This window comes from Arthrobacter sp. Y3221114 (assembly GCF_059092625.1).
Genome location: NZ_JBNHHW010000001.1, coordinates 374,918 through 400,835, shown reverse-complemented (window position 1 = coordinate 400,835; position 25,918 = coordinate 374,918). Strand labels below are relative to the sequence as shown.

Below are 25,918 nucleotides of genomic sequence, written 5' to 3'. Positions count from 1 at the left end.
ATACCGCGGCGCGGCCGCCGTCCGGATGGAGCGTGGGGGCGGACACGGAATTTAATAAAGCAATGTCTTCAGATCGCACGCCTGTGAGCCTAGTCTCACCAGCAGGCCGGAGCCAATCGGTCGAGCGCGGCACGGCTCTGCCTAGGATGGAACATGCCCTCCGCCCCGCACTTCCTGGACCTGATTCCGCTGCTCCTCTGCCCGGTCTGCGGGGAAGGTCTGGTGGCCGCGGGGCAGTCCCCTGCCGAGGGGCTCCGCTGCACGGAAGGCCACCAGTACGACGGCGCCCGGCAGGGTTACGTCAATATGCTCACCGGGCGCGGCACACGGTTCATTCCGGACACTGCCGAGATGGTCGCCGCGCGGGATGCGTTCCTGGGCGCCGGCCACTACGCCCCCTTGGCGGAGCAGCTGTCCCGGACGGTCCGCGCCCTCCAGCCCGGTTCCCCCGGCTCCCCCGGTCCCGTGGTGCTGGATGCCGGCGCCGGTACCGGATACTACCTCGGAGCCGTCCTGACGGGACTGGCCGACGGGCGGGCCGTGGCGCTGGACCTGTCCAAGTTCGCCCTCCGGCGCGCGGCCCGGCTGCTACCGGATGCCTTGTGCCTGGTCTGGGACCTCTGGAAGCCGCTGCCGCTGGCGGCCGGGACCGTGGACCTGATCCTCAACGTCTTTGCCCCCCGCAACCCGGCCGAATTCGCGCGGGTGCTGAAGCCGAACGGACACCTAGTGGTCGCCACCGCCGCGCCGGGGCACCTGGCCGAGCTGCGCGAGGTGGTCCCGCTGCTGGCCGTCGATACCGACAAGGCGGACCGGCTGGGTGCGGCGTTGGGCGACGAATTCGAGGAGCTGGCGGCCGATCCGCTGCAGGTGCCGCTTCAGTTGGGCACGGAGGACATCGTGCGGCTGGTCATGATGGGGCCCAACGCCCACCACACCGATGCCGACGCCGTGCGCGCGGCCGTTGGGGATGCCGGGGGCCCGCTCCGGGTCACCGCGCGTTTCACCGTGGGCACGTACCGGCGCCGCGGCCGCGGCGGGCAGCCCGTGCGCCCCGCCCGCTAGCCGTGCGGGGTGGCCGGCGTTTGCTTGCGCACGGCCGGATTCAGGTCGACGAACATCCACTTCAGGAACAGCTGGATCAAGGGTCCGATGGCCAGGACGAACACCAGCGTGCCCATACCCACGACGCCGCCGAGCAGCCACCCGGCCAGGGTCGCACCTGCTTCGATCCCGGTGCGGACGATCCAGACCTGCCAACCGGTGGCCGCATGCAGGCCGGTCATCAAGCCGTCCCGGGGACCGGGACCGAGGCCTGCCCCGATATACAACGCGCTGGCCGCCGCCAGCAGGACCAGGCCGGCACCGAAGGAGAGAACCTGCGCGGCCAGGTGATCCCAGAGCGGAATGAGCAGCAGCCCGAAGTCCGCGAAAAAGCCGACGAGGATGGCGTTCGCGATCGTTCCCGCGCCCGGCTTTTGCCGCAGCGGGATCCACAACAGCAGCACGGCCGCGCTGATCGCCACCGTGGCCCAGCCGAAGCTGATGCCCGTGGCCCTGGCGATGCCCTGGCTCAGCACATCCCACGGGGCGGAGCCAAGATTGGCCCTGACCATGAGCGCGATGGCGATCCCGTAGGCGAAGAGGCCGGCAAACAGCCGCAGCGTCCGCAGGGAGAGCCGATCGCTGGTCAGCAGGGTTCGCATGTCCGGTTCCAGGGGGCGCGGCGGGGCGCGGTGTTCAGCACTGGATCATCCTATCCAGCAATGCCCTGGGGCCCGCCGGAGGACCTTTCTGGTCACAACTTGGCCACGAAACGCTCCCGACCGCCCGGAAGTGGCGGATTTCACTCCGCCACGCGCCGTCGTCGGGCATGATGGAGGTATTAAGGGCACCAGCAGCCCGCGGTTTGATGCATGCGTGCACGAGGCAGGCTCGGGAGACGGCGGCTGCTCCAACATCAGGGGGTACTGATGATCGAATGGCTCGTCGCCAACAGCTGGGTACTCTGGCTGGCCGTGTTCCTGATCCTGGCCATCGTCGAAATGATGACGCTGGACCTGTTCTTCATCATGATGTCCTCCGGTGCACTCGTGGCCCTGTTCGGGGCACTGCTCGGCCTGCCGTTCTGGATGCAGGTGGTCATCTTCTGCGTGGTCGCGCTGCTGATGGTGCTTTTCGTCCGACCGGTAGCGCTGCGGCATCTCCGCAGCGGACCGCGGGACCTGGCCACCAACGTGGACCGGCTGATCGGCGAATCGGCAATGACCCTCGAATCCGTCACCGACCATTCCGGCGTGGTGAAGATCGGCGGCGACACCTGGTCCGCCCGGTCGGCGGATGGGTCGGCCATTCCGCCCGGCCAGCGCGTTTCGGTGGCCCGGATCGAGGGTGCAACCGCCGTCGTGACCCCGCAGCGCGCAGACGGGCCGCTGCCGGCCCAGTAAGACCCGGGCCGGGAACCGTGCCGGCACCGTGAGCCACCGACACCACTCTTAGAGGGGAACTATGGATAGCAATATCGGAATCTGGATCGTGCTGCTGGTCCTGATCATCTTCGTCGTGATCGTGCTGGTCCGCGCCGTGCGGATCATCCCGCAGGCACGGGCAGGCGTCGTGGAACGGCTGGGCAAGTACCAGCGCACGCTGAACCCCGGATTGACCATCCTGATCCCCTTCGTGGACCGGTTGCTGCCGCTGCTGGATCTGCGCGAACAGGTCGTGTCCTTTCCGCCGCAGCCGGTCATCACCGAGGACAACCTGGTGGTCTCCATCGACACCGTCGTCTACTTCCAGGTGACCGATGCCCGCGCCGCGACCTATGAGATCGCCAACTACATCCAGGCGGTCGAGCAATTGACCACCACCACGCTGCGCAACGTGGTGGGCGGCCTGAACCTGGAAGAGGCGCTGACCTCACGCGACCAGATCAACGGCCAGCTCCGCGGCGTCCTCGACGAAGCAACCGGACGCTGGGGCATTCGCGTCTCCCGAGTGGAGCTCAAGGCGATCGATCCGCCCCATTCCATCCAGGACTCAATGGAAAAGCAGATGCGGGCCGAGCGTGACCGCCGGGCGGCGATCCTGACCGCCGAAGGCACCAAACAGTCCCAAATCCTGACCGCAGAAGGCCAGCGCCAGGCGGCCATCCTCGCGGCCGAAGGCGACGCCAAGGCGGCGATCCTGCGTGCCGACGGCGAGGCCCAGGCAATCCAGAAGGTGTTCGACGCCATCCACAAGGGCAACCCCACGCAGAAGCTGCTGGCCTACCAGTACCTGCAGACGCTGCCCAAGATCGCCGAGGGCGAGTCGAACAAGCTCTGGATCATCCCCAGCGAGGTCGGTGAAGCGCTCAAGAGCATTGGCAGCGTGCTGGGAACGGCTACGCCGGACAGCGAGACCGCGCCGGTCTCAACTACCGTCGGCGAACCCCGCGGCTGAGGCCGCAGCGGCAAGCACGGGCCGGGAGTCCGAAGCGTCCGCCCATTGTGGATGCTCCGCGCTCCCGGCTTCGGTTTACCCGGAACCGCGGCCCGGACTATAATAGGTGGTTTGCCGGGAAGTTGCCGCCTACAACCATCCTTGACGCTGGCAGGATTGGCGTTATCATCACGGCCGGGAACAGACGGCCGTCCGCCGACGTTGAGAATGTTAGCGAGCCATTGCGGACGCGGTCGATCCGCCGGTCCGCCACAAGACAAGAGGGAGAGATCATGAGCGATCGTAGCCTGCGGGGTATGCGCCTCGGAGCGCAGAGCATGGAGACTGAATCCGGCGTCGAGCCGGCTCCGCGCCAGCGCGTTGAATACCGTTGCGAGGACGGCGAGCAGGTGTTCGTGACCTTTGCCGCAGAAGCAGAGATCCCCCCGGTATGGGTTTCGAAGTCGGGCAAGGAAGCACTCCTGGTCAACGGGGAAAGGCCCGTAGACCCGAACGCCAAGCCGGTGCGCACCCACTGGGACATGCTGCTGGAACGCCGCAGCGTTGAGGAGCTCGAACAGATCCTCGAGGACCGCCTGACCAAGCTGCGCGAACGCCGCGGCGAACGGCGCACGGCCTAGAGTCCGACTGTATCCGTCAAGAGAGGGAGCGCACCCGCCAGGGCGCGCTCCCTCTCTTTGTGCGGTAGGGCCTGTGTGCGGTCGGGCCGGTCAGCGTTTCCGGGCGCGGAGTTTCCGCCACTTGTCGGCGATCCCCCACTTGGTGACCAGCGCGATGGACTCCAGCACGATGCCGCCGCTCATTTTCGAGTCGCCGTATTCGCGTTCGACGAAGGTGATCGGCACTTCGCGGACCGCCAGGCCTGCCTTCAGGGTCTGCCACGTGAGGTCGATCTGGAAGCAGTAGCCGACCGATTCCACGCTGTCCAGGTCGATGGTGCGCAGGGTCCCGGCCTTGAAGGCGTTGAAACCGCCGGTGATGTCCCGGATGGCCACGCCGAGCATGAGGCGGGAGTACAGGCTGCCGCCCAAGGAAATGGCCTTGCGGTGGAGGGGCCAGTTGACCACTTTCCCGCCGGGAATCCAGCGCGAGCCCTTGACCATATCCGCGCCGTCATTGAGTGCGCCCAGTAACCGGGTCAGTTCCTCAGGCTGGTGGGAGCCATCGGCGTCCATCTCCACCAGGACGTCGTACCCGGCGTCAAGCCCCCAGCGGAAGCCGGCGATGTAGGCGGCGCCCAGACCCGCTTTCCCCTCGCGGTGGAGGACGTGGATGGCGGAGTCGTCGGCCGCCATTCGGTCGGCCAAGGTTCCGGTGCCGTCCGGGGAATTGTCGTCGACAACCAGAATGTCCGAGCCGGGTACGGCGGAGCGGAGGCGGGCTACTGTCTTCGGGAGGGACTCAATCTCGTTATACGTCGGGATGATGGTGACGACCCGCACTCAGTGGCCTTTCGAACGTTGTGCTGCAAACCGCAGATTTCCTCGTGCAGGAGATACCCCGGGGGCTTCCGCATCGACGGTCCAGTATAGGCCATGAGTTTGAACGGGCGGCCGGCGGGCAAACCCTCCGCGCGGCGTCAGGTGAAAGGAAGGGTAGGTCCGCACGCCTTCGGGCCACGAAAGCAAACCTGTGGGGGAACGCAGACATGTTTTCTACTGACGTGCGGACCTACCCTGGAAAGTGCCGGTTCGTCAAGGGACAACGGGCGCAACTGCACTCAGGCAGGTGCCGCCTGCAGCCTCTCTCCCCGGCACGGACCGGAATCCGCGAAGAAATACCGGCCCATTGAGAGTTCAGCCTACTGGCTCTGAGGGATGTGTCAATACCGCTCTGACCTGCGGTTTTGTCCATACCTGCACGTCAGAGCGGGGCTCCCGGCGGCCGAAAGTTGCCGAAATCAAGCATTTCGTTCAGATTTTCGGGCCTCCGCCCGGACGGGGCCGGCCTCAGAACGCATCGAAAATGGTTATTCCATTTATCACCGTGCGGACACACTCCGGCAACCTATCGCTGTTGAGGGAAGGCAGCATGGGCGTTCCGGCACGTGCGTCGGTGCTCCAGGCCGACACCCGCGAGTCGGGGGTCTGGATGGAGAGTTCGTCCGCGTCCCAGACGGCGAACGTCGCGGGAGTTCCCGGAGCCAACTGGCCCTCCATGGGATTTCGTTCCCCTGCGGCCCGCCAACCGGCCCTGGTGTGCGCCAGGAACGCTGCCCGGGCGGAGATCTGCTCAGACCGGTTGTGGTGCTCCAGGCACGCTTTCACGGCGGCCCACGGGCTTTGTTCCGTAACCGGGGAGTCGGAGCCGATCGCGACCGGAACGCCCGCAGTCTGCAATGTTCCCACTGCGTTCATGGCGAGTGCGGCCTCGGCGCCGAGCCGGGTGGCGTACATGCCTTCCGCTCCGCCCCAATAGGCGTCGAAGAGGGGTTGCATGCTGGCGGTGACCCCGTGTTGAAGCAGCCGCTCCAGTGCCCCCTCCGGCACCATCTCCACATGTTCGAGGCGCGGGCGGGCCGAACGCACCGCGGCATGCCCGATCCGTTCGGCGGCCAGGTCCAGGGCGTCGAGCGCCCGCAGCAGCCCTGCGTCGCCAATCACGTGGAAGCCCGCTTGGATGCCCTGCTCCGCTGTCACTTCCACATGCCGCGCGGCAGCCTCGGTGTCGAGATAGAGCGTCCCGTGTGCCCCGGGGAGGTCTGCATAGCCGACGCTGATGGCCGCCGAATGCGATCCGATGGACCCGTCCATGGTCAGGTCCCCGGCCAGCCCCCGCAGGCGTCCGGAGAAGAAGCGCACCGTTTCCCTGACCTGTTCGGCGGAGGTCATCAGCTCGCCCCAGTACGGCAGGATCCTGGGTCCAGGCTCGGCATCGCCGAGCGCCAGCAGCCCCAGCAGGTCATCGGCGGGCCCCAGTTGCGGGGCGGCCATTTCCGCCAGGGCGACGTAACCGCGGGATGCTGCGTGCTGCAGGGCCAGGCGCTGGAGGTCTTCACGCCGGCCGGCCGCAGGGGTCTGCACGGCTGCCCGGACCCGTTCGAGGGCCGGCCCGCTGGCCGTTCCGGAGCCCGACCAGCCCGGCAACTCCGAGAGCGACAGACGGGATGCCAGCGCAGCCGAGACGGCCGCGGAATGGACATCCACCCGCGTCAGGAAGACATCCGCTCCGCCCGTCGCGCGGTCCAGCTCGGCGGCGGAGGGAGCGCGGTTCTCGGGCCAGCGGGTTTCGTCCCAGCCGTGACCGACGACGGGGCCGCCGTCCTGCCGTGCGGCGGCGGCAACGGCGTCGAGCAGTTCCACCAGCGATGCGCAGCCGGTCAGGTTGAGCGAGGACAGCGCGAGCCCCGTCTGCGTCACGTGGGCGTGCGAGTCCACGAAGCCGGGCGCCACCAGGCGGCCATCGAGGTCGACGACCTGCATGCTGCTGTCGGCGATGGACGTGGCGGCATGCTCCGAGCCGATCCAGGCCACGGTGCCGCCGTCGACGAGCATCGCCGTGGCGTACGGGTCGGCCGCGCTGTAGACGCTGCCATTGCGGTACAGCGTGAGGCCCGTGGCGGCGGGCAGGACAGAGTCGCTCATGGAAATCCTTTCAACATGGTGGTGCGCGGGGCCGCGCTATTCGGCCACGGCCGCGTAGGCGACGACGCCGCGGCGGACCAAGCCGATGGCTTGCCTGCCGCGGGCCGCGAGCTGGGGATCGAGGGCGGGTACTTTGATCAGCTGGTCCAGCAGATCGATCACCTGCTTGGCCCACCGGACAAAGTCGCCGGCCGCCAGATCCGTGCCCTTGAGGGCGGTTTGCAGGGACCGGCCGCTGGCCCACTTGTACATCGGCCAGGCCAGTCCCAGCTCCGGCTCGCCGGTGAGCGGCAGCCGGTGCTGTTCCTCAAGATCGGTCAGCTGTGACCACTCACGGACGGCGATCATGACTGACGCTTCCATGGCGGACGAGGGCATCTTGGGCCGGATGCCGGCCTCTTCCCGCTTGGCCTGGTACACGAGGCAGGACACGAAGGCCGCCAGTTCCGCGGCGGTCAGCCCATCGAAGGCGTCCTGCTCCAGGCACAGCGCCACCAGCAGGTCGCGGTCGCCGTAGATCCGCCGGAGCCGTTCGCCGGCGGGGCTGATGGCGACGCCGTCGCCGCCGGTCTCCAGGTAGCCATAGCTGTCGAGCACCTGGCAGACCCGGTCGAAGGTCTTGGCTATGGTGTTCGTGCGGCCCTGGATCTGCGTCACCAGCTGGTCGGTTTCCTTGCGGAGGTTCCACCAGCGCTCGGCCCAGCGGGCATGGTCTTCCCGGTCGCTGCAGCCGTGGCAGGGGTGGGCCTTGAGTTTGCGGCGCAGGTCGTTGATCTGCCGCTCGGCCTGTGTCCCGCCGGGGACGATGAAGTCACGGTGCTCGCTCCCCCGCCGCGGCGGACGCTTGTCGTGCAGGGCATTGCGCAGCGAGGACGCCAGGTCGCGGCGTTCCTTGGGGCTGCGCGCGTTGAACGTCTTGGGGATCCGGATGGTCGAGAGTACCTCCACCGGGCCCTGGAAGTCGTCCACGGAGATGCGGCGGATGTGCTTTTCCTGGGTCAGCACAGTGGGGCGAGGCTCGCGGGCGGATTCGTCCCGGTCCAGCACCACGGCATAGCCGAGGTTCCGGCCGGCCGAGATATCAATGATGTCGCCGCGGCGCAGGCGGTCCAGGGACGATGCCGCCGCCGAGCGAAGGTGCCGGGACTGGGTGCGGGAGGCGCGTTTCTCGGCCTCGTTCAGGTCCCGGCGCAGGCGCGCGTATTCGTTGAAGTCGCCCAGATGGCAGCTCATGGCCTTCTCGTAGCCGGCCAGCGATTCTTCCCGGTTGCGCACCTGCTTGGCCAGGCCCACGACGGAGCGGTCGGCCTGGAACTGGGCGAACGAGGTTTCCAAAATCTCGCGGGCCGGGCCGCGGCCGAACTGCGCGATCAGGTTGATGCTCATGTTGTAGGTGGGCCGGAAACTGGAGTTCAGCGGATACGTCCGCCGCGACGCCAGGCCCGCGACGGCTCCCGGGTCGGTGCCGGGCTGCCAGAGCACCACGGCGTGGCCCTCGACGTCGATGCCGCGCCTGCCCGCGCGGCCGGTGAGCTGCGTGTACTCCCCCGCCGTGATGTCGACGTGTGCCTCGCCGTTGAACTTGTCCAGTTTCTCCAGCACCACGGACCGCGCCGGCATGTTGACGCCGAGCGCCAGCGTCTCCGTGGCGAAAACGGCGCGGACCAGGTTGTCGGCGAAGAGCTTTTCGACCACTTCCTTGAACGTCGGCAGCATGCCGGCGTGGTGGGCCGAAAACCCGCGGGACAGGCCTTCGCGCCAGGTCCAAAAGCCCAGGACGTCCAGGTCCTCTTCGGCAATGTCCTGCACTGCCTCGTCCACGCGGCGGACGATGACGGCGCGTTCCTTCTCCGTGGTGAGCAGCAACCCGGATTCCAGGCACTGCTTGACGGCGGCGTCGCAGCCGTTGCGGGAGAAGATGAACGTGATGGCCGGCAGCAGTCCCTCGCTGTCGAGCTTGGCGATGACCTGCGGCCTGCTGGCGCGCCGGATCCGGGTCAGCGCCTGCCGCGGGGGTTCGGGTGCGCGCCGCCCGCGCCGGCCGCCTGAACGGCCCCAATTAGCGCTGCGGTTGAGCCGGTGCTCGGCAGATGCCAGCTTCAACAGCTCGGGGTTCACTTCGTAGGCGCGGCTGCTGCCGGTGCCGGATTCCTTGGCGGTCTCATCGAAGGCGACGTCGCCGGCGAAAAGGTCGAACAGGTCCGAGCCGACCATGACGTGCTGCCACAGCGGAACGGGACGGTGCTCGGACACCACCACGTCGGTGTCGCCGCGGACGGTATCGAGCCAGGCGCCGAACTCCTCCGCATTGGAGACGGTCGCAGACAGCGAGACCAGCTGCACGTCGTCGGGCAGGTGGATGATGACCTCTTCCCACACGGCACCGCGGAACCGGTCGGCCAGGTAGTGGACTTCGTCCATCACCACATAGGCCAGGTCCAGCAGGGTGTCGGAATTGGCGTACAGCATGTTCCGCAAGACCTCGGTGGTCATCACCACCACGTCCGCGTGCGGGTTGACCGAGGTGTCGCCGGTCAGCAGCCCCACCCGCTCGGCGCCATAGGTTGCCACCAGCTCGTTGTACTTCTGGTTGCTCAGGGCCTTGATCGGCGTCGTGTAGAACGCTTTCAGTCCCCGCTGCAGGGCCATGTAGACGGCGAACTCGCCGACGACGGTCTTGCCGGCGCCGGTGGGTGCGGCCACCAGGACGCCGCGGCCGCGCTCCAAGGCCTCGCACGCCTCGCGCTGGAAGGGGTCGAGTTCGAATCCGAGCGTCTGGCTGAACGAGTACAACCTGGTCTTGGAGAAGGCCACCCGTTCGGCGGCCGCCAGGTAGCGTTCGGAGGGGGAACTCATATCAAAAGCCTATCCGCTTAAACCCGCCCGCCCGATGGGTGCCGCCGACCCGGACCGGCCGCGGCCTATTTGGCCCCGTCCTGCTCTCCGTCGTCGGCCTTGAGCTGTTCGAGCGGGGTGGCCTGGTCAACACCGGCGGCGACGTCCGCTTCGCGGATCTTGCGCCGCTTTTCCCGCCGCTTGTCGTTGAGCAGGCTGATGCCGGTTGCCACGAAGAACAACGCCAGCAAGGGGGCAGCCAGGAGGAACATGGACATGGCATCCGGGCCGGGGGCGGCCATCGCAGCCACCAGGCAGACCACGAACACCACGATCCGCCAGCTCTTAATGACCCGCCGGCCGGACAGCAGGCCGGCGAAATTCAATCCCACCAGCACCACGGGGAGCAGGAACGCGATGCCGAGCGAGAGGAACATCCGCATCACGAACGTCAGGTAGTCGGTGGCCAGGATCTGGTTCACGCCGCCTTCGGGCGTGAACATGGTCAGGACCTTGACGATCTCCGGGAGCACGATCCAGCCGAAGTAGATACCGAGCAGGAACAGCGGCACCGCGGCGAACATGAAGCCGAGCGTGTAACGGCGTTCCTTGGTCTTCAGGCCGGGCGTGATGAAGGCCCACACCTGGTAGATCCACACCGGGGAACTGACCAGCAGCCCCAGGAAGATGGAGACCTGGATCTTCAGGTCGAACGGTGAGCCGACACTGCCGTAGTTGATTTCGGCGCGCCGGCCCTCTTCCGCCGAGATCTCCATCAGCGGCGCCTGGACCGCGACCATCACGGGGTCGTACAGGAACCAGCCGGCGACTGCGCCGAGCAGGACGGCAATGCCGGAAACGATGAGCCGGTTGCGGAGTTCTTTCAGATGGGCCTTGAGCGGCATCCGCCCCTCAGGGTTGGCCTTACGGCCTTTCTTACCGGCCACGGCCCTTACTGCTGGTGCGGCGATGGGGATCCGCCGTTCGCATTCGGCTGCTGTCCGCGGTTGTCAGTATTGTTCCGCGGCGGGTTGACCACGCGGCCCTCGACGGGTTCCGATTCCGGGCCGGCAGCGGACGTGTCGTCGTCCTTCATCTGCTTCACCTCGGACTTGAAGATCCGCATGGACTGGCCCAGGCTCCGGGCAAGGCCCGGCAGCTTCGGTGCGCCAAAGAGCAGCAGCACAATGATGACCAGAATAATGATGGTCCAGGGGTTATCGAAGAGTCGTCCCATGCGTGGTTCCTTTCGTCTAGTCCATCCTATGCCATCTGCGGGTCAGGACAGCCGCAGATCCCGGAGGGACTGCCGCTGTCCGCGGGCCGCGCGCCGGGCAAACCTGCGTTGCCGCCGCTCCTCGCGCCGCCGCTCCTTGCCCAGGGAGTATTCCTCCTTGAGTACCGCGGGATCGGCAAAGAGGGCCAGCCGGGGGCTGTGCGGTTCGGCGGGCTGCTGTTCCGTCTGGAGTCCGGCGCCCAGCCGGTCGGCCGCCGCCTCGAATTCACGCAAAGTTCGCACGAACTGGCGGAAAATCCGCCAGCCGAGCAGGGCGATGAACACCAGGGCCAGCGCGCAGAGGGCAACCCAGAGCAGGATCCAGAACCAGAGGGGCATGCTCTCCACTCTAGCTTCCGGCGGAAGCCGGCGCCGCGCGGTAGGCCTCGAGCGCCTGCTGCAGCCATTCCCGGGTCTGGCCTGCCGCCTCCGCCGGTTCCAGCACGGCGACCTCGCCGCCGTGGCGTGCCACCAGGCCCGGCAGCACCGCCGTCGTGGACAACCGGATTTCGGCTGCCAGCGAACCGTCTTCCAGGACCGCGCGGCGCCGCGCGTTGTACCGGTCGGCGAGTTCGGCCAGGCGCTCGGAGATCCGCAGCACCACTACCTGGTCCGTCTCCTGCGGGGTGAACAGGCTGTCGGGGAATTCGCTGCTCCGCTCGGCCGGCGGCTCAAAGTGCTCGCCGGTGGCGGCCAGGGAGCGCATGCGGTCCACCCGGAACTGCCGCACGGCCTGCTGGCGGTGGCACCAGGCTTCGGTGTACCAGTGACCGTCCACGGCGAAGACCCGGAGCGGATCGATCCGACGGTTCGTCATCTCATCCCGCGACGGCACGAGGTAGTCGATGTCCACGCTCTGCCGGGAGGCCGCGGCTTCCTGCAGGGCGAGCACCTCGGGCGTGCTGTCCTCCGCCGCCAGATCCGCGGCGATCGCCGTATGGCGGGCGGCAACACCGCCGGCCGCCGCCAGCAGCTTGCTGAGCGCGCTGCGCACGGCGGGCTGCTCCCCCACCCCGGGCACGGTCTCGAGGGCCTGCAGGCCAACCACCAGCGACAGCGCCTCGTCCAGGCTCAGGCGTACCGGCTTGTCGATCTCGTCGGCGTTGTTGATGGAGATGGTGCCGTCTTCCCAGAAGGCTTCGATGAGCTGGTCGGGGCCGTAGCCGGGAGTCCCGCAGACGAACAGCAGGTTCAGGTCCTTGATCAGCTGGTTCTTGCTGATCTTGAACTTCTCGGCGGTAGCGTCCAGCGGCACGCCCGGGTTCGCCGTGACGTAGGAGACAAGGTCCAGCAGCCGCGGCAGATGGTCCAGGGACCCCGTCTTCCGTGACGGCCGTGAGCCGTCCTCCAGCAGGGAGTACGACGGCGGTGCTTGGGTTGCGGCCGCCAGGGCGGCTTCCAGCCGGCGCACCACGGCGCCGCGCAGCTCGTCCGGACCCTGTACCAAGGCGTTGGCGCCGTGCGAGGCAATTTCCTCGGCCAGCACCTCCGCGTCGCCGTAGCCAAGTGCCACCGCGTCCCAGCCCGCCGGCGGCCGGACGCCGTCGGCGGCGGCCGCGGCCGCACGAAGCGAGTTGGCTTTGTCCTGCCGGAGCAGGAGCACAGCCGTCCCCGTGTCCTCCGGCGCCTGCAGCCCGTCCAGCACCGTACGTATGGCGAAGCCTTCCGGGATGCCGTACGTCCCGGGCAGCTTCCTGACCGTGGAGGTGACCCTGGAGAGCCGGAAGGTGCGCTGGGCGTCCCGGTCCAGGTCCCGCCCGGCCAGGTACCAGTGGCCGTAGCGGTTGCCCAGCCCCCAGGGCTCGACCCGCCGCGGCTGCGGCCGGCCGTCCTTGGGCGACCGGTAGTCGAAGGAGACGGGCGTGTGGTCCAGCACCGCCTTGAGCAACGGTTCGAAGGCCGGCTCCGAGGTGCGGATGCGCGGTTCCACCCCGATCAGTGGATCGCCCTCGGCCAGGGCTCCCTGTACGTCCAGCCGGCGCACGGCCCGGGCGGCTGCGGACCCCAGCGAGGCCTGCTGCCACAAGCGCGAGGCCAGCGAGAGCACGGCGCTCTCCCGGGCGCTGAAGTTGAGTTCCGGCAGCCGGTACTTGTTCCGGTCAATCCGGTACCGCAGCCCGCTGTTGTCGTTTTCGTAGAGCGTGTCGTCCGGGAACGTCTCCACCGGGATGCCCATTTCCCGCAGGTCCTCTTTGTCCCGCTCGAACAGGCGGTTGAAGGCGTCGTCGGAGTTCGCCTCCCGGTACGGCGGGATCAACGCGCGCAGCTCTTCCTTGCTGTAGCCGCGGCGACGTTCCAGGAGCGCGATCAGCAGGTTGAGGAGTCGTTCGGTCTTGGAGGCGGACATAGTTGAAACGTTACTGGCTCCGGGCTTTCGGGGTGAAGTCAACACCGAAGGGCGGAGTAACGATGAACTAACGTTCTCCGTCGCTCCGCCCTTGGCATTTCGGTTTCTTAGGCTCAGCGGACGCCGAGCAGGTCCACCACGAAGATCAGCGATTCGCCCGGCGCGATGGCGGACCCCGCGCCGCGGTCGCCGTATGCGAGGTGGGCCGGGATCTCCAGCCGGCGGCGGCCGCCCACCTTCATGCCCAGCAGGCCCTGGTCCCAGCCCTGGATGACCTGGCCGACACCGACGCGGAAGTCCAGCGGTGCGCCCCGGTTCCAGGATGCGTCGAACTCTTCGCCGGTGGACCAGGCAACGCCTACGTAGTGGGTGGACACGGTGTCGCCGGCCTTGGCCTCGGCGCCGTCTCCCACGATGATGTCTTCGATCACCAGGTCCTGCGGGGTTTCGGTCCCGGGGAAGTCGATCTCAGGTTTGGTGCGGTCGTATTCGCGCTTGCCAAAAGACATGCTGAACCTCTCTTGCTTGACGTGTATCTGGTGCTGCCGTCGGCTACGTTACCGTACCGCGCGGGGGCATCCCTTACCGGACTTCCGTCAGCTCCACATAGAAGATGAGGTCACCCACAGCATCTCCCTGGCCCTGGACGTAGGCCAGTTCGGTGGGGATGGACAGCATGACCTTCGAGCCTTCCTTCAGGCCGGCCAGGCCCTTGGTCCAGCCTTCGATGACGCCGTCGAGCGGGAATTCGGTCGCTTCTCCGCGGGAGAAGCTGGAATCGAATTCGGTGCCCGCGGCCCAGTTCCACCCCGCGTAGTTCGCCTTCACGGTGCTGGATTCGGTGGCTTCCTTGCCGTCGCCTTCTTCGATGACCTTGACGATGAGGTTGTCCGGTGCGTCGTTGCCCTCCGGAATCTTGACCGAGGGGACGCCGCCGTCGTCGAGCGTGATCTCCGGCAGTTTGCCGGCCTTCTCCAGTTCGGCGACCTCGGCCGCATCGGCCTTGACGCCCTTGTCCTTGACGTCCTGCACCGTCAGGAAGAGCAGCTGCGGGTTCTGGGCGGGCGCGGAAGCACCGGCGTCTGCCGGCGGCTGGACGTAGTAGGCGATCTCGCTGCCCGGGTTGGAGCCGAGCAGCGCCTCGTACAGGGCCGGGTCGGCGGTTTCGAAGCCCTCGCTCAGTTCCACCGTCTGGTCGGCCAGGCCGGAGTAGGTTTCGCCCAGTTGTTCACCGGTGACCGCGTCCTTGGCCAGCAGCCGGTAGCGGATCCACTGGCCCGCGGCAGCACCCTCCCCCTCGCCTTCGGTGATGACTTCGGCCCGGGATTCGGGCAGCTCCAGCGGCGCGGAGAAGTCGACGGTGGGGGCGGCGCCCTCGGCGCCGGAGGTCACGGAGATGTCATCCAGGCTGTCCGAGCCCGAAGCGTCGTTACCGCCGCACGCGGTGAGCAGCAAGGCGGCCGGCAGGAGGATGGAGAGTATTTTGCGCACAATCGACTTTCTTATCGCGGGACTTGCGGGCACGGGACATTCTCGCAGAGAAATCTGGTGGTCCGCTTAGAATATGCGGTGGCGGTCACAAGGTGGCGAGCAGTGCCTCGACCCGTGGGTCTTCGCTCCTGAACGGGTCCTTGCAGAGGATGGTCTGCTGGGAGCGGTCGTTGAGCTTCAGGTGCACCCAGTCGACCGTGAAGTCGCGGCCGTTTTCCCGTGCCGCGCGGACAAAGTCGCCGCGCAGCTTGGCGCGGGTGGTCTGCGGCGGCCGGTCCACGGCGTCCTTGACGTCCTGTTCCTCCACCACCCGTGCCACCTCCCCGCGGGCCTGCAGCAGGTGGTAGAGGCCCCGCCGGCTGGAGATGTCGTGGTAGGTCAGATCCACTTGGGCGATGCGCGGCGAATCCAGATCGATGGACTGGCGGTCCATGATCCGGTTGATCAGCCGCTTCTTGATGGCCCAGTCGATCTCCCGCTCAATGCCGCGGTGGTCGCCGGATTCGACTGCCGCCAGGGTCCGTTCCCACAAATCGAGGATGCGTTCCACGTGCGGGTTGTGTGCCCCGTTGGCCTCGACGAAGACGCGCGCTTTGGACAGGTATTCCTGCTGCATGGCCAGCGCGGACATCTCCCGCCCGCTGGCCAGTTTCAGCGGCCTGCGGCCGGTCAGGTCATGCGAGATGTCCCGGATGCTGCGGATCGGGTTTTCCAGCCGGAGATCGCGCATGATGACCCCGGCTTCGATCATCCGCAGGAGCAGGTCCACCGTCCCGACCTTGAGCATGGTGGTGGCCTCGGACATGTTCGAGTCGCCGTTGATGACGTGCAGGCGCCGGTAGTACTCGGCATCTGCGTGCGGTTCGTCCCTCGTGTTGATGATCGGTCGTGAACGGGTGGTGGCGGACGAGACGCCCTCCCAAATGTGGTCGGCGCGCTGGGAGAAGGCGTAGATGGACCCGTTTTGCGTCTTGAGCACCTTGCCGGCCCCGACCAGGATCTGCCGCGTCACCAGGAACGGAATCATGATGTCGGCGAGCCGGGAGAATTCGAGTTTGCGCGGGATCAGGTAGTTTTCGTGGCTGCCGTAGGAATTCCCGGCAGAGTCGGTGTTGTTCTTGAACAGGTAGACGCTGCCGCCGAAGCCCTCCCGCGCCAGGCGCTCCTGGGCTTCGTTCATTAAGTCTTCGAGGATCAATTCACCCGCCCGGTCCTGCGCCACCAGTTGGGCGACGTCGTCGCATTCCGCGGTCGCGTACTCCGGGTGGGAGCCGACGTCCAGATAGAGCCGTGACCCGTTGGTCAGGAACACGTTGGATGACCTGCCCCACGTGACCACCTTGCGGAAGAGGTAGCGGGCCACCTCTTCGGGCGAGAGCGGGCGCGAATCCGGCGCCGAATAGGAGATGCCGAATTCGGTCTCGATCCCGAAGATGCGTCGATCCATGGCTAGCCGTCCGTTTCCTCGCCTAAAATCCGGGTCAGCTCAGCGGTTGGCAACCGGCGGAAGGCACGCCGGCTCCCCCGGTTGGACAGCGGGTCGCGGTCCAGGACGGCGACTTCCAGTCCCTCGGGACGCAGTTCCCTGCCCTGCCCGGCGTCCTGCTCGCCGGTCCCGCCCGACAGGGCGGCCACCGCTGCGCGGACCGCGCCGGAAAAGTCCCGCTCGCTGGCCCAGTTGCCGCGCAGCCTCTCGCCCACCGCCTCGGCCGAGCCACCCATCACCACGAAGCCGCGTTCGTCGGCGATGGACCCGTCGAAGGTCAGCCGGAACAGCCGGTCTTCGGCGGGCGTATCGCCGACCTCGGCGACGGCGAGCTCCACCTCGAACGGCTTGCTGTCGGCGGTGAAGACGGCGCCCAGGCTCTGCGCGTAGACGCTGGCGAGGCCGCGGCCGGTGACGTCGTCCCGGTCATAGGAGTAGCCGCGCACGTCGGCGTAGCGGACACCGGCCTGGCGCAGGCTTTCGAATTCGTTGTATTTGCCGACCGCGGCGAAGGCGATCCGGTCGTAGATTTCCCCGATCTTGTGCAGCGCCGGCGAGGGGTTTTCGGCGACCAGCGCGATCCCCTCGGAGCAGCTGAGCACGACCACCGAACGGCCCCGGGCGATGCCTTTCCGGGCGAAGTCCGCCCGGTCCTTCATCAGTTGTTCGGGCGAGACATAGAACTGCTGCGTCATGCTCAGGCCTCCCGTCCGGCCACGGCGCGCGCCCCGATGACGGCCTCGGACGTGGTGGCCAGCTCCCGCTCCGAAATCCGGCGGGCGCCGGCGGCGTTGACCGTGTAGATCACGGGCCACACCTGCCGGACGGCATCCGGTCCCCCGGTCGCCGAGTCGTCGTCGGCGGCGTCGTACAGGGCTTCGATGGCCACGCGGACCGCTGCCGCCTCCTCCAAATTCGGCTGCCAGAGCTTCTTCAGCGCCCCGCGGGCAAAGACGGATCCGGACCCCACGCTGTGGTGCTCCTGCTCCTCATAGCGTCCGCCCGTTACGTCGTAGGAGAACAGCCGGCCCACCCGGCGCTCGGCATCGAAACCGGCGAACAGCGGAATGACGGCGAGGCCCTGCATCGCCATCGGCAGGTTCGACCGGATCATCGCGCCCAGTCGGTTCGCCTTGCCGTCCAGGCTGAGCAGCGTGCCTTCGATCTTCTCGTAGTGCTCAAGTTCCACCTGGAAGAGCCGCGTGATGTCCAGGGCGATGCCGGCGGTGCCGGCTATGCCCAGCAGCGAATGGGAATCGGCCGGAAAGACCTTTTCGATGTGCCGGCTGGCGATCAGGTTGCCCATCGTTGCCCGTCGGTCGCCGGCCATGAGCACGCCGCCGGCGAACGTCATCGAGACGATGGTGGTGGCGTGCGGCACCATCGGTGCCGCCCCCGCCGGCAGCTGCTGGGCTCCGCGGGCGCCCGGCAGCAGGTCGGGGGCGGTGCGCGCCAGGTACTCGCTGAAGGAGGCGGTGGCTGAATGGGAAATCTGGGCGAAAACGGAGCCCGGACCGCCGGCCGGCATGTCCATCAACTACTGCCCGCCCTTCTGCACGAAACCGCGCACGAATTCTTCCGCGTTCTGTTCCAGCACGCCGTCGATCTCGTCCAGCAGATCATCGGTGCCTTCGGTCTCGGCCTGCGCGGCAGGTGCGGCGGCAGGCTCGGGCGTGGGCTCGTCGTCGTACTCTTCGTCGTCGCGGCGCGAGTCCACGTTCTTGCGGTCCTGGGTTGCCATGATGGCCTCCTTCTGGTGGGACGGTCGACTCGGTCCTAGTGCTTATGTTGCCACGTGGGGCTCGTTCGCGGGGCCCAGCAACGCCGTGATGAAGTCCTCCGCGGACGAAGCTTGCTCGAAGAGCCTGCCGGTGAGTTCGCGGTTGCCGCGCAACGGCTCGCGGGTGGGGATGCGCTGCAGCCGGCGCCGGTCGGGAAGATCGAAAATCACCGAGTCCCAGCTTGCCCCGACCACCTCCTGGGGGAAGTGCTGGATGCACTTTCCGCGGAAGTAGGCCCGGGTGTCCTCCGGCGGCTCGCCCACCGCGGCTTCGATCTGGGCGTCCGAGAGCAACCGCCGGATCCGGCCGCGTGCCGCCAGGCGGTGGTAGAGGCCCTTCTCGGGCCGGACGTCGGCATATTGCAGGTCGATCAGGCCCAGGCGCGGGTCGCCCCATTCCATGCTGTCCCGGTCCCGGTACGCCTGCAGCAGCTTGAGCTTGGCCACCCAGTCCAGCTGGTCGGCGGCGTCCATCGGGTCGCGGCGCAGTGTGTCCAGCACCTCAGCCCAGCGCCGAAGCACGTCCGCGGTCTGTCCGCTGTCGGTGTCGTGGCGGCGGCAGTGCTCCACCGCCGCCTGCAGGTAGATCTCCTGCAGGTCCAGGCCGGTGACCATGCTGCCGTCCTTGAGCGGGACCTTCTGCTGCAGGGAAGGATCGTGGCTGATCGCCTGCAGGGCCTGCACCGGGTCTGCCAGCTGGAGGTCCGGCACTTCCCCGTGTTCGATCATGGACAGCACCAGGGCGGTGGTGCCCATCTTCAGGAAAATCGACACCTCGCTCAGGTTCGCGTCGCCGATGATCACGTGCAGCCGCCGGTACTTGTCTGCGACCGCATGCGGTTCGTCACGGGTGTTGATGATGGGCCTTCGGATGGTGGTCTCCAGCCCCACTTCGGCCTCGAAGAAGTCCGCACGCTGGCTGACCTGGTAGCCCGGGGTGCGGCCGTTGCTGCCCAGCCCCACCCGCCCGGCACCACACACGACCTGCCGGGACACGAAAAACGGAATCAAACCCGTGACGATCCGGTTGAACGGCACGCTGCGCGGCATCAGGTAGTTCTCATGCGCGCCATAGGAGACCGATTTGTTGTCGGTGTTGTTCTTGTACAGGTTCACCGGTGAGAACCCCGGCGTGGCGGCAATCCGGCGCATCGCTGTCAGCACGACGGCGTCGCCCGCCTTGTCCCAGCGCACCGCATCCAGCGGGTTGGTCACCTCGGGCGAGGAGTATTCCGGGTGGGCGTGGTCCACGTACAGCCGGGCCCCGTTGCCGAGCACCATGTTCATGAGCACGCCGGAGGCTTCGTCCGTGTAGAACTCATTGCCGGCCGCGCGGCCGCCGGCCAGTGCTATCTGCTCGGCGTCGAGGATCGGCGGGACATCGGTCAGTTGTGACGGGTCCGCCTGGTCGCGCGAAAGGTCGAATCCACGGGCATCGTGCAGCGGCTCCTCGTCGGTGTAATCCCAACGGGTGCCGGCCAGGTTCCCCAGGCCCTTCCGCATGGTCGCCGCATACGCGTTGATCACCTGCGAGGAGAGGACCGTGGAATTGGCCAGGGGTTCGCCGGGAGCATGGATGCCATACTCCGTCTCCGAACCCATCACGCGATAGACGCTCACAAGTACTGCCCCGTGTTCGACATTGTTTCGATGGCCTTGCCGGCCTCCTGCCCGGCCTTGCCCTGCACGATGGTGCGGATGTAGGTGATCCGTTCGCCCTTCTTGCCGGATATCCGCGCCCAGTCGTCCGGATTGGTGGTGTTAGGAAGGTCCTCGTGCTCGCGGAATTCGTCCACCACGGCGCTCAGCAGGTGTTCGATCCGCAGGCCCTTCTGCTGGTTGGTCAGCAGGTCCTTGATGGCGTTCTTCTTGGCCCGGTCCACCACGTTCTGGATGACGGCACCGGAATTGAAGTCCTTAAAGTAGAGCATCTCCGTGTCGCCGCTGGCGTAGGTGACTTCCAGGTACTCGTTCGACTTGTCCGTGGAGTACATCTCCTCAACCGTGCGCTGGATCATCGCGTCGATGGTGGCCTTGCGGTCCTGCCCGTGCTCGGCGAGGTCCTCGGCGTGGATGGGGAGATTGGTGGTGAGGTACTTGGCGAAGATGTCCGCGGCCGCCTCGGCGTCCGGCCGGTGGATCTTGATCTTCACGTCCAGCCGCCCGGGGCGCAGGATGGCCGGGTCGATCATGTCCTCGCGGTTGGAGGCGCCGATGACGATCACGTTCTCCAGCTTCTCCACGCCGTCGATCTCGGACAGCAGCTGCGGCACGATGGTCGTTTCGACGTCGGAGGAGACACCGGTGCCGCGGGTACGGAACAGCGAATCCATTTCGTCGAAGAAGACCACCACCGGGCTTCCGTCGGACGCCTTCTCGCGTGCCCGGGCGAAAATCAGCCGGATGTGCCGCTCGGTCTCGCCCACGTACTTGTCCAGCAGTTCCGGTCCCTTGATGTTCAGGAAGTAGCTGCGGGTGTCGGTGCCGTTGCGCTCGATGGCCTTGGCGGCCAGGGAGTTGGCCACGGCCTTGGCGATCAGCGTCTTGCCGCAACCGGGAGGGCCGTAGAGCAGGATGCCTTTGGGTGCCTTCAGCCCGTGCTCGCGGTAGAGGTCGGGATGCAGGAAGGGAAGCTCGACGGCGTCGCGGATCTGGTCGATCTGCGGACCCAGGCCGCCGATGTCCTCGTAGGAGATATCCGGCACCTCCTCGAGGATGAGGTTTTCCACCTCGCTGCGCGGGATCTTTTCCAGGGCGTAACCGCTGCGGGCGTCGATGGACACTGCGTCCCCGACCCGGAGCCGTTCGGTCCGCAGGGCGCCGGACAGCTTGACGACCCGTTCCTCGTCGGCCCGTCCGACCACCAGCACGCGGTCGCCGTCGAGCATTTCCTTGATGGTGACCAACTCGCCGGAGCGCTCGAAGCCGAGCGCGGCGATCACCGTCAGCGATTCATTGAGCAGGACTTCCTGGCCGGGAGCGAGGTGGTCCATCTTGACCAGGGGACTGACCGCAACGCGCAGCTTGCGCCCGGACTGCACAATGTCAACGCTCTCCTGCACCATGGCGGCGTTGCTCGTGCCCGGCCGCGGCCTTTGTGCCTTGTTGACCTGGGTGATGGTCGCGAAGCTGAAGGGGGTTTCACCGTCGCGTTCGAGGGCGGATTTGAGCCGGACGATCTCGGTCTTCGCGGTCTCGAGGGTGGAGACCAGCCGGGAATTGTTTTGCGTGGCTGCTGCCAGTTGCTTGTCCAAATGGCGCAGTTTGTCGCGCAGTACGTTGATCTGGCGCTGGGCGACCGTCAACGCGTCGCGCTGGTCGTCCTGCCGTTCAGCCGGTGCCGGTTGGTTGTTCTGGTTCTGGTGGTCGTTCATCACCGCGACCTGCTTCCGTGATCGGTTCCTTCCCTAGACACTAACCGGCACCCGAGCCGGCTGCACCTGTATACGAAAGAAAACGCCAAACCGAGACATGTTGTTCCAATGTCCTCACCGAAGCGGGCCGCGTCAGGCCTCAGTCGGTTTCGGGATTGAGGTCCTTGAACGCTCCGCGCTGCACGGTGGATGCTGCATCCTTGGCGACACGGCGAAGCCGGCGGTCGGACACGGTCCGCTCCCCCAGTGCCTCGGCATTCCAGTCGTCCTCGTCGCCGGTCCACACCTGCACGTCCTCGGCCGCGAAGCCGGTTTTGGACGGACGGCGCTTGGGCGTCAGGCCGGTCACCCCGCCGGCGAGCCGGCGGGCCGTGAGCAGGAAGCCGGTGTGCGCCACCATGCGGTGGTCGGGCCGGACGGCCAGGCCCTCCAGGTGCCAGCCGCGCACCATCGACTCCCAGCCGTCAGGTTCCGTGAACCGGCCGTCGGCGCGGATCGCCTCGGCGGTACGTGACAATTGTGTAACGGTGGCCACGTAGTTGATCCACACGCCGCCGGGCGCCAACACCGTCGCCACCGCGTCGAGGCATTCCCACGGTGCCAGCATGTCCAGCACCACCCGGTCCACGCTGCCGGGTTCCTCGGCCTTGATGACTTCGTCCTGGAAATCACCCAGCGAGATCTGCCAGGCGGGGTGCGGTCCGCCGAAGAACGTCTCCACGTTGCCGCGGGCAACGTCGGCAAATTCCTCGCGGCGCTCGAACGAGTGCAGCCGTCCGCCGTCGCCCACGGCGCGCAGCAGCGAAATGCTCAGGGCACCCGAGCCGACGCCCGCCTCCACCACCCGGGCACCCGGGAAGATGTCCGCCATGGTCACGATCTGGGCCGCATCCTTGGGGTAGACCACGGCGGCACCGCGCGGCATGGAGAGCACGAAGTCCGAAAGCAGCGGGCGCAGTGCCTGGTACCGGTGGCCCACCGTGTTGGCCACGACGGTGCCCTCTTGCCGGCCGATCACCTCGTCATGGGGAAGGAAGCCCTTGTGCGTATGGAAGGCGCCACCGGGCGTCAGGGTGATGGTGTTCATCCGGCCCTTTTCGTCCGTGAGCTGGACCCGTTCCCCGGGCCGGAACGGCCCGCGTCGCTGGTCGGCGCCGTGCGCGCTGGTGGAGGAGCTCATGCGTGGATCACTTCCGGTCGTTGTTGATGCGGCCGCGGCAGTGCGTGCCGGGCCGGTTCGTCGATTGTATTCCGGCCGCCGGTCAAGTACCCGGCGCCAGCGGCTGCCGGGCTCAGAGCCTGCCGGCCTTGCCGGTGATGGCCCGGACCACCGTGCTTTGCTGGAGCACCCCGGTCACGCGGCCTTCGCCGTCGATCACGGCATACTCGCTGCCGGCCAGCCGGGCCAGGTACTGCACCAGCTCCTGGCCGGCGGCCGCCTCCGGGACGTACGCCCCCGGCGCCAAGGCCCGGGAGACGGCCGCGGCAGGCGTGCGGGCGGCGGCCGGCGGCGGCACCTGGCCCAGCGCGTCGCGGTCCACTATTGCTTCGGGTTGGCCGGTCGCGGCGGTGAGCACCACGGAGAGCCCCGGGTGCCCCTGGATCAGCTGCTGCACCTGGTCCACCGTGGCGGTGGCGGGCAGCGACGCGGCCGGATGCTTGAGCTGACCAGCGCTGACGGACGGCAGGCGCAGCCGCATCCGGGCGTGCGAGATGGCCGAACTGGCGCCCATCCAGAGGAAACCGCACACCAGCACCATGAGCACCACCATCTGAAGGTCCGGCGTTGTGCCCCGCAGCAGCGGGACGCCAATCACGCCGATCACCAGCAGCACTACGATGATGCGGCCGGCCCAGCCCGCCGCCACGGTTCCCTTTTCCTGGCTGCCGGTCGCTTTCCAGACGGCGGTCTCCACCAGCCGTCCGCCGTCCAGCGGGAGCCCCGGCAGGATATTGAAAACGGCCACCAGGAAGTTGGCCCAGATGAAGATGTCGGTCAGCAGGAACGGAATCGGTTCGCCGCGGAACAGCGGCAGGACCAGCATGCCGAGGCCGGCCAGTGCGAAGTTGGCCACGGGCCCGGACAACGCCACCAGCAGGGACTTGCCCGGCGTGGCGTTGAAGTTGTCGAATTGCGTATGGCCGCCCCAGAGGTTGAGCACGATTTTGGCCGACGGCCACCGGAAGGTCCGGGCCGTCAGGGCGTGGGCGAGTTCGTGCACCAGCACGGAGAACAGCAGCAGCAGCGCGTAGCCGAGGGCCACGGCGTAGGCTCCCACGCCGATTTCCGGCATCAGGCGCTGCACCTGGGGGCCGAAGATCAGCACGATGAAGGCGGCGATCACGAACCAGGACCAGGCCAGCACCACCGGGACACCGAACATGCGTCCCAGGGGAATCCCTTCGCTGCGTTCCTTTTCCTCGGGCGGGCGGGGTGTCTGCGTGCTCATACTCCTGCTTCCTGGGCGGCGCGCACCAGGACGCGCTCCAAGTCCCTCAGGCCCTTCCCGGACAGGCTCTCCCAGTGCGGGCGCCCCGGTGCCGGCGGAACGGGCACGACGTGCGGAATGGCCACGGTCACGAGGCCGGCGGCTTCGGCGGACGCAACCCCCGGGACCGAGTCTTCCAGCGCCACGACGTTCTGCTTGTCGACGCCGGGCAGCTGGCTGCTGAGCCAGTCGAAGGCCTGCTGGTACGGTTCCGGGTCCGGCTTGCCGCGCGTGACCATGTCACCGGTGACAAGGTGCCGGAAGCTGCCCTCAGGCAGGGCACGGACCACCTCGGCGGCCAGCTTGGTCTCGCTCATGGTCACCAGGACCGCCGGAATGCGTTCCTCGGCCAACTCCGCGAGCAACTCCCGTGCGCCGGGGCGCCACGGGATGCGGCCGCGGACACGTTCGGTCACGGCGTCGATCAGCCGGTCGACAATTTCGCGGATACCCAGGTCGACGCCGGCCTGCTGCAGCACGGCGGCCGAGGTCTCCAGCGCGTTGCCCACCAGCTTCTTGCCCAGCTCTTCGTTCCACACCCCGCCGAACGAAGCGACCAATTCGGATTCGGCTTCGATCCAGTATGGCTCGGTGTCGACGAGCGTTCCGTCCATGTCCCAGAAAACGGCCTGCAGGCCGGACGACGGATGGCTGGACGCAGCGGGGGAAGGGTCAATTACGGGCATGCATCCAGTCTACGGGCCCTTCCTGCCCGGCCCCGGCATGGCCGCCGGCACGGGCCCCGGCATGGGCTACGGCACCGGAATCGGGCGGCTATGCTTTGCGCGAATCGAATGTTGGCTCACTGACAAGCCGTGCCGGGAGGATTAGGGTGAAACCGTGAGTACTCAGGACAGTGGCGACCTGCCCACGGAAGGCGACGGCGAGCAGCGCGGTTTGCACTTGCTGTTTCCGCAGACGAAGCCCGGCGAGAAACCGCGGCGTTATACCGTGATGCTGGCTGCATTCGAGGGCTGGAACGATGCCGGCGAAGCCGCCACGGACGCCGTCAAATACCTGAGCCGGCTGTGGGACAGCCACAAGGTGGCCACGGTGGACCCGGACCTTTACTACGATTTCCAGTTCACCCGGCCCGTGGTGCACCGCACCGGCTCCGGGGAACGCCGGATCAAATGGCCGACGACCAAACTGACCCGCAGCAGCATCCCGGACACGCGGCTCGACATCATCTTTGTCCACGGCGTTGAGCCGTCCTACCGCTGGCGTGCCTACACCGCGGAGCTGTTGGCCCACGCCGAAGAGCTGGGCGTGGACTGCATCATCCTGGTGGGCGCCCTCCTGGCCGACGTGCCGCACACGCGCCCCATTCCCGTCACGGTCACCAGCGACGACGACGACGTCCGCCGCGCCCTGAATACCGAATCCAGCCAATACGAAGGCCCCACCGGCATCGTCGGGGTGTTGTCCGATGTCGCCTCGCTGGCCGGCATCCCCACGATGTCCGTCTGGGCCGCGGTGCCGCACTACGTGGGACAGTCGCCGTCGCCCAAGGCGGAGCTGGCGTTGCTGCACCGGCTGGAGGACATCCTGCAGGTCCCGCTGGAAGTGTCGGTCCTGAGTGAAGAAGCCGAAGCCTGGGAGCGCGGCGTGGACGAACTGGCCACCGAGGATCCGGAAGTCGCCGCCTATGTGCGTCAGCTGGAGGAAGCCAAGGACACGGCCGAGCTGCCGGAAGCGACCGGGGAATCCATCGCCCGCGAATTCGAGCGCTACCTCAAGAAGCGCGGGAAAGAGTAACGGCCGGGCAGGAACCGCACACCGCGCGGCGGTGCGGGCGGCCTTCCCGCGCCGACC

24 protein-coding genes are annotated in these 25,918 nt (G+C 67.4%); 5 read left to right on the top strand and 19 right to left on the bottom strand.

Annotated elements, in window-relative coordinates:
* Positions 1 to 153: 153 nt before the first annotated feature.
* Positions 154 to 1,065 (top strand): putative RNA methyltransferase, encoded by a 912-nt coding sequence (locus AC5RV3_RS01880; protein ID WP_494120688.1) that lies wholly within the window; start codon positions 154 to 156, stop codon positions 1,063 to 1,065.
* Here the strand turns inward: AC5RV3_RS01880 and yczE are convergent.
* Positions 1,062 to 1,706 (bottom strand): membrane protein YczE, encoded by a 645-nt coding sequence (gene yczE / locus AC5RV3_RS01875; protein WP_494120687.1) that lies wholly within the window; start codon positions 1,704 to 1,706, stop codon positions 1,062 to 1,064. The two genes, AC5RV3_RS01880 and yczE, sit on opposite strands and share 4 nt — an antisense overlap.
* A 267-nt stretch (positions 1,707 to 1,973) precedes the next feature.
* Here yczE and AC5RV3_RS01870 point away from each other — a divergent pair, with 267 nt between their 5' ends.
* From AC5RV3_RS01870 to AC5RV3_RS01860, 3 genes are all read left to right on the top strand, one after another.
* Complete coding sequence (locus AC5RV3_RS01870; protein ID WP_494120686.1) at positions 1,974 to 2,447, top strand: NfeD family protein; 474 nt, start codon at positions 1,974 to 1,976, stop codon at positions 2,445 to 2,447.
* Between the two features lie 61 nt (positions 2,448 to 2,508).
* A complete protein-coding gene (locus AC5RV3_RS01865; protein WP_494111165.1) occupies positions 2,509 to 3,441 on the top strand; it encodes an SPFH domain-containing protein in 933 nt (310 codons plus the stop codon).
* 272 nt (positions 3,442 to 3,713) lie between these two features.
* Positions 3,714 to 4,061 (top strand): RNA polymerase-binding protein RbpA, encoded by a 348-nt coding sequence (locus tag AC5RV3_RS01860; RefSeq protein ID WP_493987205.1) that lies wholly within the window; start codon positions 3,714 to 3,716, stop codon positions 4,059 to 4,061.
* A 90-nt stretch (positions 4,062 to 4,151) separates the two neighbouring features.
* Here the strand turns inward: AC5RV3_RS01860 and AC5RV3_RS01855 are convergent, their stop codons facing one another.
* From AC5RV3_RS01855 to AC5RV3_RS01770, 18 genes are all read right to left on the bottom strand, one after another.
* Positions 4,152 to 4,883, bottom strand: coding sequence for a polyprenol monophosphomannose synthase (locus AC5RV3_RS01855; protein WP_494111164.1), 732 nt, complete (start codon positions 4,881 to 4,883; stop codon positions 4,152 to 4,154).
* Between the two features lie 507 nt (positions 4,884 to 5,390).
* Complete coding sequence (locus tag AC5RV3_RS01850; RefSeq protein WP_494120685.1) at positions 5,391 to 7,025, bottom strand: amidohydrolase; 1,635 nt, start codon at positions 7,023 to 7,025, stop codon at positions 5,391 to 5,393.
* Positions 7,026 to 7,061: 36 nt separating this feature from the next.
* Positions 7,062 to 9,881 carry a DEAD/DEAH box helicase gene (locus AC5RV3_RS01845; RefSeq protein ID WP_494120684.1) on the bottom strand — a complete coding sequence of 940 codons (2,820 nt, stop codon included), beginning with the start codon at positions 9,879 to 9,881 and terminating at the stop codon, positions 7,062 to 7,064.
* A gap of 65 nt (positions 9,882 to 9,946) precedes the next feature.
* Positions 9,947 to 10,765, bottom strand: a complete 819-nt coding sequence (gene tatC / locus AC5RV3_RS01840; RefSeq protein ID WP_494121009.1) for a twin-arginine translocase subunit TatC — start codon at positions 10,763 to 10,765, stop codon at positions 9,947 to 9,949.
* Positions 10,766 to 10,812: 47 nt separating this feature from the next.
* The gene (gene tatA, locus AC5RV3_RS01835) at positions 10,813 to 11,097 is read right to left on the bottom strand and encodes a Sec-independent protein translocase subunit TatA (protein ID WP_494111161.1); all 285 of its coding nucleotides are present in this window, start codon (positions 11,095 to 11,097) and stop codon (positions 10,813 to 10,815) included.
* 42 nt (positions 11,098 to 11,139) lie between these two features.
* Positions 11,140 to 11,475: a hypothetical protein gene (locus AC5RV3_RS01830; protein WP_494111160.1), complete on the bottom strand. Its 336-nt coding sequence runs from the start codon at positions 11,473 to 11,475 to the stop codon at positions 11,140 to 11,142.
* A gap of 10 nt (positions 11,476 to 11,485) precedes the next feature.
* Positions 11,486 to 13,483, bottom strand: a complete 1,998-nt coding sequence (locus tag AC5RV3_RS01825; protein WP_494120683.1) for a helix-turn-helix transcriptional regulator — start codon at positions 13,481 to 13,483, stop codon at positions 11,486 to 11,488.
* Positions 13,484 to 13,596: 113 nt separating this feature from the next.
* Complete coding sequence (locus tag AC5RV3_RS01820) at positions 13,597 to 13,992, bottom strand: FKBP-type peptidyl-prolyl cis-trans isomerase (RefSeq protein ID WP_493978452.1); 396 nt, start codon at positions 13,990 to 13,992, stop codon at positions 13,597 to 13,599.
* Between the two features lie 73 nt (positions 13,993 to 14,065).
* Complete coding sequence (locus tag AC5RV3_RS01815) at positions 14,066 to 14,974, bottom strand: FKBP-type peptidyl-prolyl cis-trans isomerase (RefSeq protein ID WP_494111158.1); 909 nt, start codon at positions 14,972 to 14,974, stop codon at positions 14,066 to 14,068.
* Positions 14,975 to 15,059: 85 nt separating this feature from the next.
* Positions 15,060 to 16,421 carry a Pup--protein ligase gene (gene pafA, locus AC5RV3_RS01810; protein WP_494120682.1) on the bottom strand — a complete coding sequence of 454 codons (1,362 nt, stop codon included), beginning with the start codon at positions 16,419 to 16,421 and terminating at the stop codon, positions 15,060 to 15,062.
* 2 nt (positions 16,422 to 16,423) lie between these two features.
* A complete protein-coding gene (gene prcA, locus AC5RV3_RS01805) occupies positions 16,424 to 17,155 on the bottom strand; it encodes a proteasome subunit alpha (RefSeq protein ID WP_494111156.1) in 732 nt (243 codons plus the stop codon).
* A 2-nt stretch (positions 17,156 to 17,157) separates the two neighbouring features.
* On the bottom strand, positions 17,158 to 17,994 hold the full coding sequence (gene prcB, locus AC5RV3_RS01800; RefSeq protein ID WP_494121008.1) for a proteasome subunit beta: 837 nt from the start codon (positions 17,992 to 17,994) through the stop codon (positions 17,158 to 17,160).
* A 3-nt stretch (positions 17,995 to 17,997) separates the two neighbouring features.
* Entirely contained in the window at positions 17,998 to 18,201 is a 204-nt protein-coding gene (locus tag AC5RV3_RS01795) for a ubiquitin-like protein Pup (RefSeq protein ID WP_493978456.1), read from the bottom strand.
* Between the two features lie 42 nt (positions 18,202 to 18,243).
* A complete protein-coding gene (gene dop / locus AC5RV3_RS01790; RefSeq protein WP_494121007.1) occupies positions 18,244 to 19,842 on the bottom strand; it encodes a depupylase/deamidase Dop in 1,599 nt (532 codons plus the stop codon).
* Positions 19,843 to 19,856: 14 nt separating this feature from the next.
* The gene (gene arc / locus AC5RV3_RS01785) at positions 19,857 to 21,545 is read right to left on the bottom strand and encodes a proteasome ATPase (RefSeq protein WP_493987534.1); all 1,689 of its coding nucleotides are present in this window, start codon (positions 21,543 to 21,545) and stop codon (positions 19,857 to 19,859) included.
* Positions 21,546 to 21,753: 208 nt separating this feature from the next.
* The gene (locus tag AC5RV3_RS01780; RefSeq protein ID WP_494111154.1) at positions 21,754 to 22,794 is read right to left on the bottom strand and encodes a tRNA (adenine-N1)-methyltransferase; all 1,041 of its coding nucleotides are present in this window, start codon (positions 22,792 to 22,794) and stop codon (positions 21,754 to 21,756) included.
* A gap of 112 nt (positions 22,795 to 22,906) precedes the next feature.
* Positions 22,907 to 24,064, bottom strand: a complete 1,158-nt coding sequence (locus tag AC5RV3_RS01775; protein ID WP_494120681.1) for a site-2 protease family protein — start codon at positions 24,062 to 24,064, stop codon at positions 22,907 to 22,909.
* On the bottom strand, positions 24,061 to 24,789 hold the full coding sequence (locus AC5RV3_RS01770; protein WP_494120680.1) for an HAD family hydrolase: 729 nt from the start codon (positions 24,787 to 24,789) through the stop codon (positions 24,061 to 24,063). The genes AC5RV3_RS01775 and AC5RV3_RS01770 overlap by 4 nt, the downstream gene beginning before the upstream one ends.
* Positions 24,790 to 25,000: 211 nt before the next feature.
* Between AC5RV3_RS01770 and AC5RV3_RS01765 the strand changes: the two genes are divergently transcribed.
* Positions 25,001 to 25,861 carry a PAC2 family protein gene (locus tag AC5RV3_RS01765; protein ID WP_494111344.1) on the top strand — a complete coding sequence of 287 codons (861 nt, stop codon included), beginning with the start codon at positions 25,001 to 25,003 and terminating at the stop codon, positions 25,859 to 25,861.
* The last annotated feature ends 57 nt before the right edge of the window (positions 25,862 to 25,918 follow it).

Coding starts and splice junctions, on each gene's coding strand:
- AC5RV3_RS01845 (WP_494120684.1), bottom strand. CDS start 9,881: ATGAGTTCCCCCTCCGAACGCTACCTGGCGGCCGCCGAACGGGTGGCC.
- AC5RV3_RS01860 (WP_493987205.1), top strand. CDS start 3,714: ATGAGCGATCGTAGCCTGCGGGGTATGCGCCTCGGAGCGCAGAGCATG.
- tatC (WP_494121009.1), bottom strand. CDS start 10,765: ATGCCGCTCAAGGCCCATCTGAAAGAACTCCGCAACCGGCTCATCGTT.
- AC5RV3_RS01850 (WP_494120685.1), bottom strand. CDS start 7,025: ATGAGCGACTCTGTCCTGCCCGCCGCCACGGGCCTCACGCTGTACCGC.
- AC5RV3_RS01770 (WP_494120680.1), bottom strand. CDS start 24,789: ATGCCCGTAATTGACCCTTCCCCCGCTGCGTCCAGCCATCCGTCGTCC.
- prcA (WP_494111156.1), bottom strand. CDS start 17,155: ATGACGCAGCAGTTCTATGTCTCGCCCGAACAACTGATGAAGGACCGG.
- yczE (WP_494120687.1), bottom strand. CDS start 1,706: ATGCGAACCCTGCTGACCAGCGATCGGCTCTCCCTGCGGACGCTGCGG.
- tatA (WP_494111161.1), bottom strand. CDS start 11,097: ATGGGACGACTCTTCGATAACCCCTGGACCATCATTATTCTGGTCATC.
- AC5RV3_RS01830 (WP_494111160.1), bottom strand. CDS start 11,475: ATGCCCCTCTGGTTCTGGATCCTGCTCTGGGTTGCCCTCTGCGCGCTG.
- AC5RV3_RS01820 (WP_493978452.1), bottom strand. CDS start 13,992: ATGTCTTTTGGCAAGCGCGAATACGACCGCACCAAACCTGAGATCGAC.
- AC5RV3_RS01795 (WP_493978456.1), bottom strand. CDS start 18,201: ATGGCAACCCAGGACCGCAAGAACGTGGACTCGCGCCGCGACGACGAA.
- AC5RV3_RS01880 (WP_494120688.1), top strand. CDS start 154: ATGCCCTCCGCCCCGCACTTCCTGGACCTGATTCCGCTGCTCCTCTGC.
- AC5RV3_RS01780 (WP_494111154.1), bottom strand. CDS start 22,794: ATGAGCTCCTCCACCAGCGCGCACGGCGCCGACCAGCGACGCGGGCCG.
- AC5RV3_RS01870 (WP_494120686.1), top strand. CDS start 1,974: ATGATCGAATGGCTCGTCGCCAACAGCTGGGTACTCTGGCTGGCCGTG.
- prcB (WP_494121008.1), bottom strand. CDS start 17,994: ATGGACATGCCGGCCGGCGGTCCGGGCTCCGTTTTCGCCCAGATTTCC.
- AC5RV3_RS01825 (WP_494120683.1), bottom strand. CDS start 13,483: ATGTCCGCCTCCAAGACCGAACGACTCCTCAACCTGCTGATCGCGCTC.
- AC5RV3_RS01775 (WP_494120681.1), bottom strand. CDS start 24,064: ATGAGCACGCAGACACCCCGCCCGCCCGAGGAAAAGGAACGCAGCGAA.
- dop (WP_494121007.1), bottom strand. CDS start 19,842: ATGGGTTCGGAGACGGAGTATGGCATCCATGCTCCCGGCGAACCCCTG.
- pafA (WP_494120682.1), bottom strand. CDS start 16,421: ATGGATCGACGCATCTTCGGGATCGAGACCGAATTCGGCATCTCCTAT.
- AC5RV3_RS01865 (WP_494111165.1), top strand. CDS start 2,509: ATGGATAGCAATATCGGAATCTGGATCGTGCTGCTGGTCCTGATCATC.